We start from the raw sequence: 16,039 nt of genomic DNA on the forward strand, positions 1-16,039 counted from the left end.
GACATGTCGGAGCACTCAGCGAACCCCTCATCGGCGACCGCCGCAACCGGTCGCTCCCGCGCGGTCAAGGCCGTCATCCCGGCCGCCGGTCTGGCCACCCGGTTCCTGCCGGCCACGAAGGCGGTGCCCAAGGAGCTGCTCCCGGTGGTCGACCGGCCGGTGCTGCAGTACATCGTCGAGGAGGCCACCCAGGCCGGCATCGGCGACGTCCTGCTGATCACCGGGCGGGGCAAGACGTCGATGGTGGACCACTTCGACCGCCGCCCCGACCTGGAGGCGCGGCTGGAGGCGAAGGGCGACGCCGAGCGGCTGGCCGCCGTGCGCGGCCCCAGCGAGCTGGCCGAGATCTACACCTGCCGGCAGCCCGAGCAGCTCGGCCTGGGCCACGCCGTCGGCTACGCCGAGTCGCACGTCGGCGACCAGCCCTTCGCGGTGCTGCTGGGCGACGAGTTCGTCAAGCCGGCCGAGCCGCTGCTGCCCGCCATGCTGGAGCTCCAGGCGCGCACCGGCGGCGTGGTGCTGGCCTTCTTCGAGGTCGACCCGGCCGAGACGAAGCGCTACGGCATCGCCTCGGTGGAGCCGGCCGAGGCGGAGCTGACAGACATCGGCGAGGTCGTCCGGGTCACCGGCATGGTGGAGAAGCCCAAGCCGGAGGACGCGCCCAGCAACCTCGCGGTGCTGGGCCGCTACGTGCTGCCGAGCAGCATCTTCGACGCGATCCGGCGGACGGAGCCGGGCAGCGGCGGGGAGATCCAGCTGACCGACGCCATGGAGCTGCTGCGCAGCGAGGGCACCCCGGTGCACGCGATCGTCTACCGGGGCACCCGCTACGACACCGGCATGCCGCTGGGCTACCTCCAGACCGTGGTGCAGATCGCCGCCGAGCGCGACGACCTCGGCGCCGAGTTCCGCAAGTGGCTGGCCGAGTTCGTCAACTCCGACGCGTCGGGCGTGACTGGTACATGACAGCGTCGGCCGACGCCGAGGCGGCCGCGAACGAGTTGACGCCGCTCGCCGACTACCTGGGCAGCGTGCTGCGCAGGTTACGCGCGCTGCCTCCGCTCGACCTCGACCTCACCCAGGCGCACGGCAACGTCCTCGCCGAGGACGTCGTCGCGCCGCACTCCTTCCCGGCCTTCGACCAGTCGGCCGTGGACGGGTACGCCGCCCGCTGGGAGGACATCTCCGGAGGCGGTCGGGGCGTGGGCTACGTCCCGAGCCAGTCCGGCGGGCCGGGCGGGCGCAACGTCCGGCTCAACGTCGTCGGCGACCTCGGCGCGGCGAGCTGGCGGCCGGTCCGGCTCACCCCGGGCGCCTGCTTCTCCGTCGCCGCCGGGGCGCCGCTTCCGCTCGCCGCGGACGTGGTCGTCCCGGTCGAGTGGACCGACCAGGGCATGGCCGCCGTGGAGATCTTCCGCGTGCCCAAACGCGGGTACGGGGTGCGCCGGGCCGGTGAGGAACTGCCCGCCGGCACCCTGCTGGCCCGGGCCGGCACCTACGTGTCGCCGGCGCTGGTGGCGGTCTTCGCCGCCACCGGCATCGGGCACGTCGTGGTCCGGCCCAGCCCCCGCGTGGTGATCGTGGCCACCGGCGACGAGCTGGTCGACGTGGGCCGGGGCAGCCAGCCCGGCCAGACGGTCGACGCCAACTCGCACGCGCTGACCGCCGCCGCGGCCGAGGTGGGCGCCCTGGCGTACCGGGTGGGCATCTGCGACGACGATCCGGAGGGGCTGCGCGGGCTGCTGGAGGACCAGACGCTGCGCGCCGACCTGATCATCACCACGGGTGGGACCGGCACCGGGCCGGGCGACATGGTGCGGCGGATCCTCTCCCGGCGGGAGGGCAGCCGGGCCGGCCCGGTCACCTTCACCGAGGTCGCGCTCTACCCCGGCACCTCGCTCGGTTTCGGCACGGTCGGCGCCGAGGAGGTGCCGGTGGTCTGCCTGCCCGGCGACACGGGCTCCGCCCTGATCGGCTTCGAGGTGCTGGCCCGCCCGGCGATCAACCTGCTGGCCGGGGCGGAACCGGTGTTCCGGCCCAGCGTCCGCGCCCACCTGCTGGAGACGATCTCGTCCCCGGTGGGGCTGCGCGAGTTCCGCCCCGCGCACGTCGCCGAGCGGCGCGGCGGCGGCTACACGGTGCAGCCGCTCAACGGTGGCCCGTACACCCTCTCCGGGCTGGCCGAGGCGAACGGGCTGATGGTGCTCGGCGAGCGAGTGACCACCGCGGCGGCCGGATCCACTGTGGACGTCCTCCTGCTGGACCGGCGCCGGTGAGCGCCGTCCGAGATTCGGTTTCGTCGGTCGTGAACGGAAGGTCGGCCCGGTGAGTGCCGTCCGGGCTCTAGTTTCGTCGGTCGTGAGCGGAAGGTCTGTTCCGTGAGTCTGTTCGGGGTCGGGCGGGCGCCGGGGTGGCCGGCGGTGCTGGCCGACGGGCCGGTGCTGCTGCGGCCCTACCGGCGTTCGGACGCCGCCGCCTGGGCCGAGGTGCGCCGCGCCAACCGGGAGTGGCTCGCGCCGTGGGAGTCGTCCGTGCCGGGAAGCTGGCACGAGCTGAACTCGCCGGCCGCGTTCCGCTGGGTCTACCGCGACCAGCGCCGGTCGGCGCGCACCGGCGAGGGGATGCCGTTCGCCGTCTGCCTGCGCGAGGACGGCCGGGATCGGCTGGTCGGCCACCTCAACGTGGGCAGCATCGTGCGGCGGGCGTTCTGCTCGGCGTACGTGGGCTACTGGGTGGACTCCCGGGTGGCCGGTCGCGGCGTCATCCCCACGGCGCTGGCGCTCGCGGTCGACCATGCCTTCAGCGTGGGGCTGCACCGGGTCGAGGTGAACATCCGCCCCGAGAACCGGCCGTCCCGGCGGGTGGTGGAGAAGCTGGGCTTCCGCGAGGAGTCGTACCACGTGCGCTACATGCACATCGACGGTGCGTGGCGGGACCATATCGGATACGCGATGACCAGCGAGGAGGTCGCGGCCGAGGGTGGGCTGCTGGCCCGCTGGCACCGGCTCCGCGCCACCACGGGGTGAGGCGTCCCACGCACGGGATCGGCGCGGCGTGTCAGCATCCGCGTCCACGGCCCGTAACCTCAAGTAACTGCAAGCTGTGGCAAGCGCTGCTCCACCCGTACGATCCGCGCACCCGACCACCATCGGTGGAAGATCCTGCGGCCGGGCGGCGGTTGCTCCGAATTCGGTGACGGGAGGGGTGAGGGTGCCGACCTCGGTGCTCCTCGCCGTCCTCGCCGCCGCCGGTCTGCTCGCCCTCGCCCCGGCGCTGGTTCGCCGGTACGACGCCACCGAGCGGCTGGTGGCGGAGCGGGCGCAGTCGACGGCGCGGGTGCTCCAGCGCCGCCGGCGGCGCCGCACTGTGCCGGGGCGCCGCCCGGTGCACCTGCCCCGCAGCCTCGTCATCACCCTAAGTGAAGACGCGAACACGGGCGGGCTCTCCGCGCCGGTCTCCGCGCCCCCCGCCACGCGCCGGTCGAAGCGGCTGCGCGCCGTGCCGCCGGCCCCCCGCAAGGGCCGCCGCCGGCCGCCGCCCCGCCGACAGCACACCCCCGCCGTCTACCGCCGCCGTCGGGTGCTCGCCGCGCTGCTGCTGCTGAACTTCGTCGAGCTCATCGGCGTGATCGTGGTCAGCCCCGGCTTCTGGATCAGCTTCGGGGTCACCGCCGCGCTGCTGGTCGCGTACGTCGTACACCTGCGGCGGCTGGCACTGGCGGATCGCCGGCGGCGGCGGGCGCAGGCCCGCGAGGCGGCGTGGCTGGCCGCCCGGCAGGCCGAGGTGCGGCGGGAGCAGGCCCGCCGGGCGGCGGCCCGCCGCGAGGCGCAGCGCCGCCTGGCGGCCCAGCGCGAGGTGGTACGCCGTGCCGCGATGGGCCTGGACCGCCCGGCGGACCTGCCGGCGGCGGCCAACGGCGGCTCGGTCTCCTACCGCCGCTCGGGTGGCCTGCGCGGTCGCCCCTACCAGTCCGGCCGCGGCTCCCACTCGGCCTGACCGGGCACGTCAGCTCGTGGCTGGCAGGCGGTAGACGGACACGTGCGACCGCGAGTCGGCGGTGAACTCGGCGCCGGACCAGTCCGCGTGCCGGCTCTCCAGCTCGAACCCGGCCAGCTGACCCATGAGGTCCAGCTCCGCCGGCCAGATGTAGCGGTGCGGCGACCGGAACAGCTGGGCGTGCGTGCTCTCGTCGAACCGGAAGTGGTGCGACACGACCTGCTGGCGCAGCACGTCGTAGGTGTCGAGGCCGATGTACCCCGGCTCGGACGACCAGACCGTCGCCTCCAGGCCCGGTGGGAGCTTACGCAGCTCCGGCACCCACAACTCGATCACGAACCGGCCGCCCGGGGCGAGGTGGCGGGCGGCGTTGCGGAAGCAGGCCACCTGCTCGGACTGGGTGAGCAGGTTCGAGATCGTGTTGTAGACGAGGTAGACCAGCGAGAACTCGCCCGGGGCGGTGGCGGTCGCCATGTCACCGATCACCACCGGAACGGTCGCCTCGTCCACCTTCGTCCGCAGCCGCTCCACCATCGGGCGGGACAGCTCGATGCCGCTGACCGGCACCCCGCGCGCGGCGAGCGGGACGGCCACCCGGCCGGTGCCGACGGCGAATTCGAGCGCCGCCCCGCCGCCGGCCAGCTCGGCCAGGCGGTCCACGGTCGGCCCCAGCACCTCGGGGGCGAACATGCCGGTGCCCGGGGTGTCGTAGCGGCGGGCGGTGTCGTCGTCCCAGACGTCTTCCTGTCGCATACGCCCCACGCTTCCCACCACCGCCCGCGATGTCCACCGACTTTCGCGCCGATCGGCTCCCCTCCGCCGCCTGCGCCGGGTCCCTTCTTTGAGATCTTGGTGGCTGGCGGCCCCCGGAGGGGCCGTTTCGTGCCAAGATCTCGGCGCGCGGGGGGTGGATTCGCGGCGGGGGCGGTGAACCTGTTAGCCTTGGCGCCGGCCCGCCCGGTGAAAGCCGGGTGGGACCGATGCCGGTCCGCCGGCGGAGGGGTTGTGGCGCAGTCCGGTAGCGCACCTCGTTCGCATCGAGGGGGTCAGGGGTTCGAATCCCCTCAACTCCACCTAGCTCAAGGCCGTTTCCGCACGTCGGAGACGGCCTTTTCCGATCTTGTACGGCAGCTGAGTGCAGCAACGGCGTTCAGGCTAGGTCCTCGGGCTTCACCCTTCCCTTCCCGAGAAGCTTTCTAGCGAGGATCAGGCGGCCGAGGATGATCGCGTAGACGTTGCCGATCAAGACCAGCGCAGCTGCGCCAATCTCGCCGTGACCGGCCAACATCAGGGCAGGAATGCCGGCGAACAGCAGCACGGGCACCACGAAGAGCCACAAGGGGAACCGCAGGTAGTAGAGAAGTGAGGGGGACGAGGGTTTCGGCACGAGGCCATTAGAACGCACGCGGCCAAACAAGCCCGCCCGTGGACTGAGTGACTACCGAGGGGGTCAGGGGTTCGGGTCGGCGACGGTCTCGGCGATGCGGGTGAGCCAGTACTGGTCGTTGGCGCGAGATTCCGGACTGGCCTCGGGGTTGAGGACGCTACGCAGAAATGCAGCGACGTCGTCGAGGTGCCGCTCGCTGCGGTAGTAGCTCAGCAAGGTCTGGTCCGGTTCCAGCGGCCCGTAGCCTCGGCGGAAGAGTTCGGCGCGGTGCGCGTCGATCGGGTGGTCGCCGAAGTCCTGGCTGTGGATGAACATCAGGTCCCGCTCGCGTGGCGCGAGGATCGGCGCGTCCCAGTCCACGACGTGCAGGGGACCGTCGTCGTCAGCGATCAGGTTGCCGGGATGGATGTCGGCGTGGCAGATGACGTGTCGAGCGTGCGTCACGCGGGAGGCCAGCTCGTCGACCGTCTCCGCCAACCGGTGCAGCGCGGCGCCGTACCGGGCCCAGAACGCGCCGAGGACCTCGCTCGTCGCAGCCTGTCCGCCGAGGGCCCGCAGCCGCTCGCCAGCGTCCGATCGGTAGGTCTCGACCGGCAGGACGGCGGCGAGGTCTGCGCTCGGCGTGACGGCGTGCAGGCGACCCAGGAACTCGCCGTACTCGCTCCACTGGCGGTCGGTGAGGCCGCGCCGCCACAGGCTGCCGCCGTCGTGGAACGGGTAGAGCAGCAGCTGGTACTCCCCGAAGCCGTGACAGGCTCCGCCGTCCGGCAGGTCGATGGGTGCCACGACCTGCCCGACGCCCTGCGCCTTGAGGAACCCGGGCAGCAGGACGGCCGCCCGGGTGAACGTGCCGCGGCGCAGCTTCAGGAAGTATCGCTCCCCGTCGGACGCGTCCACCCGGTACGCCCATGCGTGCCCGTCGAGCCCGACCGGCATGAACACGATGTCGACGATGGTGACGGCCCAGGCGGCGGCCACCTCAGCCGCCAGGAGCCGTTCGTCGACGCCAGGCTTGTCGATCATCGGCGGAGCGTCGCAGTTGGCAGTCCGGCCGGCAAGGGATTTGCCACCTACGGGCGCGCGGGCACCTGGCTGGCCCGCGAGTCGGGTCAGCCATGCCACGGCGCCTGTCAGCCGCCCGCCGTCACGGCTTCACCGCCCGGGTGGCGAAGTAGCCGGGCAGCCATCCGGCGGTGGCGTCGGAGTGGTGCGGCGCCTCTTCGAAGCCGACGATGACGAAGCCGGCGGCGAGCTGACCACCGATCTGCGCGGTCATCGTGTGGCTGTACTCCAGCGGTGCGTCCGCGCCCCACAGGCGTTCGCGCTCCGCCGCCGGGACGTGGGTCAGGTCGCTGTACGGCAGCCGGTGGCGCACCACCAGTTCGCCGCGCTGGTCCAGCGCCTCGCTGTCGAAGAGGAAGACGTCCGGGTTGAGGAAGCCGGACAGCAGCGTCCCGCCCGGTCGCAGCACCCGGAAGCACTCCCGCCACACCGGCGCGAGCTCGGGCACGAACAGGTTCGACACGGGGTGGAAGACCAGGTCGAACGAGGAGTCCGGGAACGCCGACAGGTCGCGCATGTCCCCGAGGACGGTACGCAGCTCCAGGCCGTCCCGCCGGGCGACCGACTCGTCCTGTTCGAGTTGACGGGGCGAGTTGTCGAAGACGGTGACCCGGGCCCCCGCAGCGGCCAGCGTCGGGCCCTGCTGCCCGCCGCCCGAGGCCAGACACAGGACGTCCGTGCCCGCGAGGTCGGTGGGGAACCAGGAACGGTCGACGGGCTGGTAGCCGATCAGGACGACCGACCAGTCACCGGCCCGCGCCCTGGCGATCGTCTCGCTGGAGACGGGGCGTGACCACTCGTTGCCCTGCTCGACCTGCCGGTCCCAGGCGGTGCGGTTGTGTGCTACCGGGTCAAGGGGCATGGCCTCACGTTACAGAGCTGGACTGACCAGGCTGGGCGCGCTATGCCGCGCCACCGGTGTTCAGGATCAACTGCCGGAGAACCTTGAGGGTCGCGACGTAGTCCGCGTCGTCGATGCCCTTGTGGATGCGGGCCCGGATTGCCGGCGCGTGCTGTTTGAGGCTGACTCGGGCGTCTTCTCCGGCTGCGGTGATCCACAGTCTTTCTTCCTCGTCGCGGGTCAGCCACCCGCGCTCCAGCAGAGCCTCCGCCTCGACGTCCAGATCGTCTTCGGCCCTGAGATACGAGCTCATCGCCCGTCGGAGCTCAGGAAGTGTCATCCCGCCGCCGTCGGGCAGGAGGTCGTTCCTGGAGAGGTTCCGCAGCAGCCAGAACTGGGGCTGAGTGAACCCGAGTTCGGCATGCCGGGCTCGGGTGAAAGCGATGAGGGATTCGTAGGCGACGCCTGTCCAGTAGGCGGCCGGTTGGCCCGCGAGTTCTGCGTCGGACAGTTGCAGCGTCGTCATGTGATCTCCTTCGCCGAGGACGGAACCATTGGGAACGAAGGTAGGACCTCAACGTCGGTTCAGGTCAAGAGCCTGGCGTGAGCGTGGACCGGCACCCCGGCACGCGCCCGGAAGCGCCGATGACAGAGTGGTACTCGTGGGCAGTGCGACCGAGCGCGAGATTCGCTGGGTCGAGTCGGCTTGGCAGCGTCGGATCACCAGGGTGCGGCGTCTCACGGGTGGTTGCACGTCCACGATGCTTGGCCTGACCGGACACGACGGCGAACAGGCTGTACTCCGACTGATGACGAAGGAGCCGTGGCGCCGACACGCTGCCGGGCTGCTTTCCAGGGAGGCGGCTGTCCAGCACCAACTGCAACGGTCATCGATCCCAGCGCCTCGAAGTGTCGCCCTCGATCTGTCCGGGGACTCCGCCGGGGCACCGGCACACCTCATGTCCTGGCTGCCCGGGCGTCTGTGCCTGACCTCTGCCGCGGACGGCATCCTGGAGGCGATGGCGCAGGTCCTCGTCAGCATCCACCAATTCGCGCCCGGCCGGGACAGGCCACGGCAGTACCAGTCCTGGGCGGCGCCGGACAAACGAGTCGTGCCGCCGTGGGCGCAGCGGCGACAGCTCTGGCATCAGGCGTTCGAGTTGCTGGACCAACCCGTACCGGCCTATGCCGGTACGTTCCTGCACCGAGATTTTCATCTGGGGAATCTGCTGTGGTCGCAGGGGCGTGTCAGCGGCGTCGTGGACTGGGTCGAGACATCGTGGGGACCGGCGACCCTGGACGTGGCACATGCCGCGACCTACCTCGCGATGTTGCACGGCGTTGAGGCTGGAGCCAGATTCACGAACGCGTACCGTCGCCGGGCTGATGACCGTCACGACGAGGACGAGTGCCGGTACTGGAACGTCATGGACATTGTCGGCTACCTGCCGGACCCGGTGAAAGTCGTCCAGCCATGGCGCGACTCTGGACTAAGCATCAGTGACGACCTTGCTCGCAGCCGACTCGAGCAGCGGCTTGAGCACGTTCTGCGAGCTCACTGACGACCTGACTGGCTCCCGCTCGGTCGGTGCCGCACCCGCCCACCCACCCACCATGGCTGCGACGCTGACGCGCCCGGACTCACCATGGAAACGCTCGTTGCCTCGTCGGTGCGGCCTCCCGCACCGACGAGGCAACGAATTACCGGATGGGCGCTACCTACTTGACGATCGTCACCGTCGCCGAGCGGTAGTTCTTGCCGTTCTTCTCCGGGTCGTAGCCCTTCTCGACGTTGCCGGAGGCGTCGACCGAGAACCAGCGGAACGTGGTGGTGCTGGTGACGCGGAAGACCTGCCCCGGCTCACGGAACTCGGTGGCCTGGTAGCGCGGCGATTCGAGGGTCGGCCGGCTGCCATCCGTCGTGTAGTAGATGGTGGCCGGCTCGCTCGTCTCGAAGCGCACGTCGACGGACCCGGTGTACCTGCCGCCGCCAGGGACGAGCTCGGAGGTCGGCATCTTCTTGTCCTTGCCCCACTCTGCCGCGATCCGGAACATCTCCATGATCCCGTTGGCGTACTCCATCGTCTCGGAGTGGCCGCTGACGAGCGCCGGATTGCCCTCCCACGCCGGCTGGAACGAGCCGCCCTGCCAGTTGCCGGTGGCCGGGTTGTAGATCGAGCCGCCGACCTCCCAGCCGAAGGAGTAGATCCCGTAGGTGTGGTACATGTCCTCACGGACGTTGCCGGCGGAGGAGTACAGGACGTCCGACGAGCCGCCGACGTTCTCCGGCGTGACGACGGTCTCCCGGTACGCCTTGACCTGCGACAGGATCCTGCCGGCCGACTGCCAGTAGAACGCCTCGTCGCCCAGCGGCGGACGCGGCGTGGTGACCCGGCCGTCCGCGATGTAGGCGCCGGGCTGCCAGAACAGCTGGCCGCCGTTGGAGTGCACCGACATCATGAACTTGATGTTCGAGTACTTCTCGACCAGCCAGACGATGTTCTTCGACTCGGGCTCGGACAGCTTCTCCGGCCCCTGGTAGGTGCCGCTCGTGCACACCGTCGACCCGCCGGCGTAGCCGTCGTGGCCCGACCCGACCCGGTAGTTCCGGTTCAGGTCGACGCCCCACGAGTTACGGCGGTCCGGGTCGGCGTTCGCGTCCTCGCAGTGGTTCGTCAGGTTCTTACGCTGCGAGGCGTAGTTGTAGAAGCTGTAGTTCGCGCCGTCCGGGTTGTTCGACAGGACGAGGAAGATGTCCGTCTCCTGGACGATCTTCTTCGTCTCCTTGTCGGTCTTGTAGTTGTGCACCAGACGTTCGGCCGTCTCCAGCGTCGTCGTCGCGGGCACCCACTCGCGGGCGTGGTCCTGGGCCTGGATCAGGACACCGGGGTTGCGGCCGTCGCGGTGCTTGCCGATCCGCAGGACCGGGATGGTGGCCTCGCCGCGGGGCACCTCGCCCTCGGGCGCGCCGACGCGCTTCTGGTCGAGGAAGTCGCTCAGCGCGACCGGGGCGGACGTCGGCACGACGAGCCCGGTACCCGCGTTGCTGCGGTACGGGTGCGCCCGGTCGATCAGGCCCTGCGACTGGGTCTCCAGTGCCGCCGCCACCTGCGCGGCGGTGCTGGCGAGCGCGCCGTTGGCGTCCTTCGCGAGGAGGACGCGGACCGCCTTGCCCGACACGTCGACGCCGAGCGGGAGGCTCGCCCCCGGCCGCTCCACGAATTCGACGGTGACGTCGTTGCCACCCTCGTGGCCCCACGCCGCCGAACTGACGACGACCGCCGCCTGCCCGGTACCGCCGATCGTGGCCTGCGCCTTGCGCTGGTAGCCGTTCGTCTTGTGCGGCAGGTAGACGATCTCGGCGATGTCCGGGTACTGCCGGGCGATCTCCTCGGCGCGGCTGAAGAGCTGCTGCGGATGCTTGTAGCCGTCGATGAAGTCCGACCTGTAGCCCGGGTTGTCGGTCAGCGGCGGCGGGGCGCCCTCGAGCCAGTTGGAGACCTTGCCGGTGGTGACGCCGCCGGTCGAGCTGCTGACCTTGATCTGGTCAGGACGCGCGTCGAGCTTGAACAGGTTCCGGTGGAACATGTACTGCCCGGAGTCGACGAAGCGGCTCATCGTCCGGGCGGAGCCGAACGGCGTACCGACGCCCGAGTCGTTCTCGAGCTGCATCAGGACGATCGGGTTGGTCTGCGCGCCTTCGGTGGTCCGTGCCTCGACGTAGAGGAAGCCCTGGCCCTTCGTGGTAAACCAGTCGGCGCGGACGACCCGTACCGTCGCGTCGTTCGCCTCGGTCACCTGTGCCGGCTGGGCGAGCGGCTGGGCGGCCCGTGCCCCGGCGGCCCGGAAGCCGCCGTCGGCCACGTCGCTCCAGGTGAAGCGCTCGTTCTCGCCGAGGATCTTGACGCCCATCGCCTTGAGCTCGGCGACCTGCCCGGCGTCCACGTGCGCCTCGCCCTCGATGCCGTCCGGCACACGGGTGAGGCCGTGCTCGACGTCGTAGCCGGCGGCTACCACCTTGTCGAGCATGTCGGATCCGGTCAGCTTGATGCGTACGTGGTTCGACTCATGATCCGCGTGGTGGGCTCCTTCGGAGCCCGTGGCGGTGGGCTTCGTGGGGTCCGCGCCCGCAGGCGCGGTCGCGACGAAAGTGGTTGCCACCAGGGCGGACATCGCGAAGAACACGATGCGTGGCTGTCTACCTCGCATGCTCCCCTCCTTCTGTCTGTGGCCGTCAGTGATGTCGCGGCCGGCCCGAGCGCGGGCCGGACCGCATCGATTCATCCAAAGATGGACATGCTGCACCCGCGCACGACGAGCCCGGCTCCGACGGATCGCGTCGGAGGATCGTGCCGGGTGCGAGCGGGCCGGGTGCGTCGGATGCAGTGCGTCGTGTGTCCGCCCACGGCGATCCAGGCCTCGACGGATCGCGTCGAGGACCGTGTGGAGCATGGGCGGAACTGAGGCGGCGGAGGCGTCTTTCACGTCGACGACGTGGCTTGACCTGGATCTTTGCATCGCCTGAGCCGTTTGATCAACCCTTCGATGCGACGGCCAGAGGGAACCTTGAGGATTCGGTGTGCGGGCCAGCGCCGCAGGTGGCGCCCGTGACCGGCGACCACCACGACGGTGGCGCCGTCGAGGGCGACCGGATGAAGGCCTACGGGCGCAGGTCGACCGAGACGTGCCCGGACAGGGCGCGAAGGAAGTCGGGCGCGTCGAAGATCGCGCCGGCGGAGGCGACGCCTACGGTCCTGGTCCGTCCCGTGAGGACACGGTCGACGAGGCGAAGGCGCTACCTGGTTTGCCCGTCGTCACGCAGGGCGAGGAGCGCCGCTTCGAGCCGCAGCCCGAGCCCCGTCATGACGAGCAGGGCGGCGAGGACGTATCCCCCGGTCGAAGGATTATCCGGGCTGATCATCAGTAGCGAGATGAGCAGCCCGGCGGCCAGGACGATGTTGCCCATCACTCTGGTCGAGCCACTATGCGTGTACCGGAGATCCACGCAAGTCACCGTATAGGGCTGGAGCGGGCGCCAATGTCCCTTGCCGACGTCACACGCGCGCCGGGCCCCTCCGAGCGGCGGCAGGCAGGGGCCGCAGGGTGAGCACCTCACCGAGCCCGTCGACGTGGGTCAGCCTGGTGGCGAACGCGGCGCTCAGGGCGCGGCGCAGGTAGTCCAGCACCGCCGGCCCCGGGGTGAGCGGCGCCGATCCGGTGTCGCCCGTGCCGACCAGGTGCACCTCGCGGGCGAGCCGTCCGGAGGTGTTGACGAACCGGCAGAGATCGTCCCACCGCAGGTACCGCCAGAAGTCGACGCTGACCACCGCGTCGAGGCTGCCCGGTGGGATGGGCGGGTCCATGCCGACCAGGTGGTGGTTCGTCGGGCCCGGCGGGGCGGAGTAGTCGAAGGTCAGTGCCCCGGTCGGCAGGTCGACCTGATCGCTGCCGGTGCCCACCCACAGCACGCGGGGGCCGGGCAGACGGTCGGCGAGCCGGTCGAACGCCGGCCCGATCCGGCACGTCGAGCGCCGCGCGCAGTCGGTGGCCGCGGAGCGGTAGTACACGATGCGCTCCAGCGAGTCGTACACGTCCAGCAGGCCGTAGAACTCCCATTCGATGACGTGGTACTGCCCGGTCAGGAGGCTCCGGTTGGCCGCGAAGTCGGACCAGTTGCGGTCGGTGTTGCGGTGGTGCGGGAGGTGGAAGGCGCGGGCCTCGTCGTCGAAGGCGAAGTTGAGTTCGGTCACGCCGAGGTGCCGGTGCACCCGGTAGAACAGCTCGATGTCCTCCAGGCCCCAGCGCAGCCCGGAGCGTTCGTCGAACCCGCCGGTCCGGTCGAAGAGGTCACGGGCGAGCGAGATGTTGTGGGTGTAGGCGAGCGCCCAGCCCGCCCGGAGCCACTCCGGCCCCGGGGGCTGACCGTGCGGGAAGCGCAGGTCGCCGGCGCGGTCCGCGCGGCGGCGGGGGACGTCGGTCATCTCCCCGTCGTCGAGGGCGGCCTCGACGTGCTCCAGGCTCAGCTCGTCGCGCCGGCCCATCAGCACGGCGGGCCGGCCGGCGACCGCGTGGTGGGCCAGGTGGCGCTCCAGCAACTGCGGGGAGGCGTACGAGTCGGCGTCGAGGAACAACAGCAGCGGCGCCCGGGTGTGCCGGACCGCCTCGTTGCGGGCTGCGGAGCGTCCCCGCCGTCTGGGGAACTCCAGCAGGCGGAGGTCGAGACCGGTGGCGGCCTCGACGGCGTCGGCGTAACCGGCGGGGGAGCCGCCGTCGCGGATGACCACCACCTCGAAGCGCTCGGGGCTCACCGTCTGTCGCGTCAGCGACCGCAGCGTCAGCGCCAGGCACTGCGCGTCCTGGTAGGTGGGTATGACCACGCTCAGTTCGACCGCGTCGTTCGTCCGTGCCGTCATTCGACTTCCCCGTCATGGTGGTGGTGCACGATCTCCGTCGACGCGCCTCGCGCGGGAGCGCGGCCCGGCCGGGTCACGCGTGGTGGTTCACGCTCACCGGCCAGGACCATCGTCGTCGAGGGTGCCGGTGGGAGCTAAGCAGCGCGCCAAATGAGGATCAATCGATTCGTCGATGTCTGGGGTGCGATCAGTGGATCGACAGGGGTCCCGACGACACCGGGTGACGAATGCGAGGCGCGGCGTCGAGGAAACCCCGCAACCCGGCCGGCAGCCGGATCCGCGGCCGCCACCGTCCGGGGACGGGCGCGCGTGCGGCCGGTCACTACGCTGCGGCCCGTGGAGCGGATGGCGGGTGTGTTCTGGACGGGTGGCTGCGCGGCAGTCGCCGTCCTGCTCGTGGCGGGCGTCGTCGCGCTGGTCGTGGCGTCCCACCGGCGGGAGCGGGAGCGGCGGGAGCACTGGCGACAGTGGGCCGCCCGGTACGGCTGGACCTTTGACGAGCGGCCCCAGATCACCTGGACCGACCGGGTGCCGGGCCGCAACCGCCGGGGCGTGCGGTTCGCGCTGACCGGGACGCTGCACGGCCGACCCGTCTGCGTGGCCGAGTACGCGTACACCGAGACGCACAGCTCGACCGGCGCGGACGGCAACCAGACGACCACCACGCACACCCACACGTACGTCGTCTGCTCGGTGTGGCTGCGGCGGCCGTTCCCGGCGCTCTCGGTCGGACCACGCCACGCGTTCTCGAAGCTGGGCCGCGCGCTGTTCGGCAGCGACACCTACGCCACCGGGCACGAGGAGTTCGACCGGCAGTGGCGGGTGGCCGCCGCGGCCCCGGGGCAGCAGGCGCTGGTCGGGCCGACCCTGATCGCGGCGCACCTGGCGGGAGCGGTGCCGGCGTGGAGCGTGCGGGGGGCGGAACTGGTCACCTACCGGCGCGGCCGGCTGGAGGACGCCGCCCTGGTGCCGTCGCTGGTGACCCCGCTGATCACGGTCGCCGACCTGCTGGAGCAGGGCCGCTGACGAGCGCCGGCCTCCCCGACGGGACGGCCGGCGGGAAGAGCGCGGGAGGCCGGACCCCAGGGGCCCGGCCTCCCGTCACGAGCTGTGGATCACGGCCGCCAGGAGCCGGTGGTCTCGAACCTGTGCAGGTACTCCAGCGCGCCGTTCTTGTCGGCCACGTTGAACACCACCGTGCCCGCGCGCCTGCTGCCCTCGGGCAGGTTGTTGCCGGAGTCCAGGGTGTCGCCGCAGCCGGAGAGCGCGCTCGCCAGGCCGTTGGCGGTGGTGCCGTTGGCGGCCACCCAGTTGAAGTAGAACGGGTTGATGGAGCTCTTGCCCTTGGTCACCGTCGCGGTGACGTGGGCGATCAGGTACATGCCCTTGTCGGGGGGCGGGGCGTACGACCGGCAGCCCTTGGTCTCCGTGGTGAACCGGGTGACCGTGATCTCCATGGTCCCGTCGTCGTCGGAGACCACCAGGGTGGCGCCGGGCTTCATGTTGAAGGTCTCGCCGTCCCTGGCCGACGGGGACGGGCCGTCCGGCTGCAGCGTGATTCGCGGGGCGGCTTTATTCAGGTCGTCCGCCGCCTTGTTGGCGCCGGCGATGAGCGCGACGACGCCGCCGATGCAGCAGAGCAGGGCCAGCACGGCCACCACGGCCACGACGATCAGGACGGTCTTGTTCTTCTTCGGCGGCGCGGCCGGATGCGGCGCGCCGAGGGGGTAACCGGGCGCGCCGCCCGGGTAGCCGGGCCCACCGGGCGCGTAGCCGGGCCCACCGGGCGCGTAGCCGGGCCCACCGGGCGGCGGGTAGCCGGGCCCGGCGGCCGGATACCCCGGCGTGCCGGACACCGGCGGGTACGGCGTGCCCGAGGTCGGCTGGTGCGGGGCGGCCCACGGCTCGCCCGGCATCCCGGACACCGGTGGCTGCGGCATCCCGGACACCGGCGGCTGCGGCACCCCCGAGACCGGCGGCTGCGCCCACGGCTCGCCGGGCGCGCCCGACACCGGTGGCTGCGGTGCCCCGGAGACCGGCGGCTGCGGCGCGGCCCACGGGTCGCCGGCCGGCTGCTGCGGCGGCACGGGCGGGAGCGGGGCCCACGGGTCGCCCGTGGCCTGCGGGGCGCCGGAGGTCGGCGGCTGCGGCGGGTGGCCGCCCTGGTCGGCGGGGAACTGCGGCATCGGTGCCGGCGGGTACGGCTGCGGCTGCTGCTCCGGGCTCGGTTGGTTCGGATCCTGCGGCCCGTAAGGGGGCGGGGGGTGACTCACCGTACTCCTAGGCACCTGACGACGACGGCAAACGCGGCTGACGCTACCGTGCGCGGACAACGGACCA

General features: G+C 71.5%; 15 protein-coding genes and 1 tRNA gene. 7 read left to right on the forward strand and 9 right to left on the reverse strand.

Annotated elements, in window-relative coordinates; translation table 11 throughout:
- Window positions 1-3: 3 nt before the first annotated feature.
- From OG989_RS10820 to sepX, 4 genes are all read left to right on the forward strand, one after another.
- Window positions 4-966 carry a UTP--glucose-1-phosphate uridylyltransferase gene (locus OG989_RS10820; RefSeq protein ID WP_327030423.1) on the forward strand — a complete coding sequence of 321 codons (963 nt, stop codon included), beginning with the start codon at window positions 4-6 and terminating at the stop codon, window positions 964-966.
- Window positions 963-2,276 (forward strand): molybdopterin molybdotransferase MoeA, encoded by a 1,314-nt coding sequence (locus OG989_RS10825; RefSeq protein WP_151456791.1) that lies wholly within the window; start codon window positions 963-965, stop codon window positions 2,274-2,276. The genes OG989_RS10820 and OG989_RS10825 overlap by 4 nt, the downstream gene beginning before the upstream one ends.
- A 144-nt stretch (window positions 2,277-2,420) precedes the next feature.
- Entirely contained in the window at window positions 2,421-3,026 is a 606-nt protein-coding gene (locus tag OG989_RS10830; RefSeq protein ID WP_370518989.1) for a GNAT family N-acetyltransferase, read from the forward strand.
- 178 nt (window positions 3,027-3,204) lie between these two features.
- Window positions 3,205-3,996: a divisome protein SepX/GlpR gene (gene sepX / locus OG989_RS10835; RefSeq protein WP_192581548.1), complete on the forward strand. Its 792-nt coding sequence runs from the start codon at window positions 3,205-3,207 to the stop codon at window positions 3,994-3,996.
- Window positions 3,997-4,005: 9 nt separating this feature from the next.
- On the opposite strand, the gene OG989_RS10840 is transcribed toward sepX, so the two are convergent.
- Window positions 4,006-4,749, reverse strand: a complete 744-nt coding sequence (locus tag OG989_RS10840) for a class I SAM-dependent methyltransferase (RefSeq protein ID WP_151456794.1) — start codon at window positions 4,747-4,749, stop codon at window positions 4,006-4,008.
- A gap of 246 nt (window positions 4,750-4,995) precedes the next feature.
- Here OG989_RS10840 and OG989_RS10845 point away from each other — a divergent pair.
- A tRNA-Ala gene (locus OG989_RS10845) sits at window positions 4,996-5,069 on the forward strand.
- Window positions 5,070-5,146: 77 nt separating this feature from the next.
- Here OG989_RS10845 and OG989_RS10850 read toward each other — a convergent pair.
- The 4 genes from OG989_RS10850 to OG989_RS10865 all read right to left on the reverse strand — a co-directional run bounded on the left by OG989_RS10850 (window position 5,147) and on the right by OG989_RS10865 (window position 7,812).
- Window positions 5,147-5,314, reverse strand: coding sequence for a hypothetical protein (locus OG989_RS10850; protein ID WP_327030424.1), 168 nt, complete (start codon window positions 5,312-5,314; stop codon window positions 5,147-5,149).
- A 132-nt stretch (window positions 5,315-5,446) separates the two neighbouring features.
- Complete coding sequence (locus tag OG989_RS10855) at window positions 5,447-6,406, reverse strand: phosphotransferase enzyme family protein (RefSeq protein WP_327030425.1); 960 nt, start codon at window positions 6,404-6,406, stop codon at window positions 5,447-5,449.
- A 121-nt stretch (window positions 6,407-6,527) separates the two neighbouring features.
- Complete coding sequence (locus OG989_RS10860; RefSeq protein ID WP_151456796.1) at window positions 6,528-7,307, reverse strand: class I SAM-dependent methyltransferase; 780 nt, start codon at window positions 7,305-7,307, stop codon at window positions 6,528-6,530.
- Between the two features lie 40 nt (window positions 7,308-7,347).
- Entirely contained in the window at window positions 7,348-7,812 is a 465-nt protein-coding gene (locus tag OG989_RS10865) for a MarR family transcriptional regulator (protein WP_151456797.1), read from the reverse strand.
- Between the two features lie 136 nt (window positions 7,813-7,948).
- Between OG989_RS10865 and OG989_RS10870 the strand changes: the two genes are divergently transcribed.
- Window positions 7,949-8,848: an aminoglycoside phosphotransferase family protein gene (locus OG989_RS10870; protein ID WP_327030426.1), complete on the forward strand. Its 900-nt coding sequence runs from the start codon at window positions 7,949-7,951 to the stop codon at window positions 8,846-8,848.
- A 157-nt stretch (window positions 8,849-9,005) separates the two neighbouring features.
- On the opposite strand, the gene OG989_RS10875 is transcribed toward OG989_RS10870, so the two are convergent.
- The 3 genes from OG989_RS10875 to OG989_RS10885 form a co-directional block, all read right to left on the reverse strand.
- Complete coding sequence (locus OG989_RS10875; protein ID WP_327030427.1) at window positions 9,006-11,495, reverse strand: M14 family metallopeptidase; 2,490 nt, start codon at window positions 11,493-11,495, stop codon at window positions 9,006-9,008.
- 586 nt (window positions 11,496-12,081) lie between these two features.
- A complete protein-coding gene (locus tag OG989_RS10880) occupies window positions 12,082-12,291 on the reverse strand; it encodes a hypothetical protein (protein ID WP_327030428.1) in 210 nt (69 codons plus the stop codon).
- A 49-nt stretch (window positions 12,292-12,340) separates the two neighbouring features.
- Window positions 12,341-13,699, reverse strand: a complete 1,359-nt coding sequence (locus OG989_RS10885; protein ID WP_327030429.1) for a glycosyltransferase family 2 protein — start codon at window positions 13,697-13,699, stop codon at window positions 12,341-12,343.
- Between the two features lie 336 nt (window positions 13,700-14,035).
- On the opposite strand from OG989_RS10885, the gene OG989_RS10890 reads away from it, so the two are divergent.
- Entirely contained in the window at window positions 14,036-14,725 is a 690-nt protein-coding gene (locus tag OG989_RS10890; RefSeq protein WP_151453480.1) for a hypothetical protein, read from the forward strand.
- 89 nt (window positions 14,726-14,814) lie between these two features.
- On the opposite strand, the gene OG989_RS10895 is transcribed toward OG989_RS10890, so the two are convergent.
- Entirely contained in the window at window positions 14,815-15,885 is a 1,071-nt protein-coding gene (locus OG989_RS10895) for a hypothetical protein (protein ID WP_327030430.1), read from the reverse strand.
- Window positions 15,886-16,039 lie beyond the last annotated feature (154 nt).

It is taken from the genome of Micromonospora sp. NBC_01740, assembly GCF_035920365.1.
Classification (GTDB): domain Bacteria; phylum Actinomycetota; class Actinomycetes; order Mycobacteriales; family Micromonosporaceae; genus Micromonospora; species Micromonospora reichwaldensis.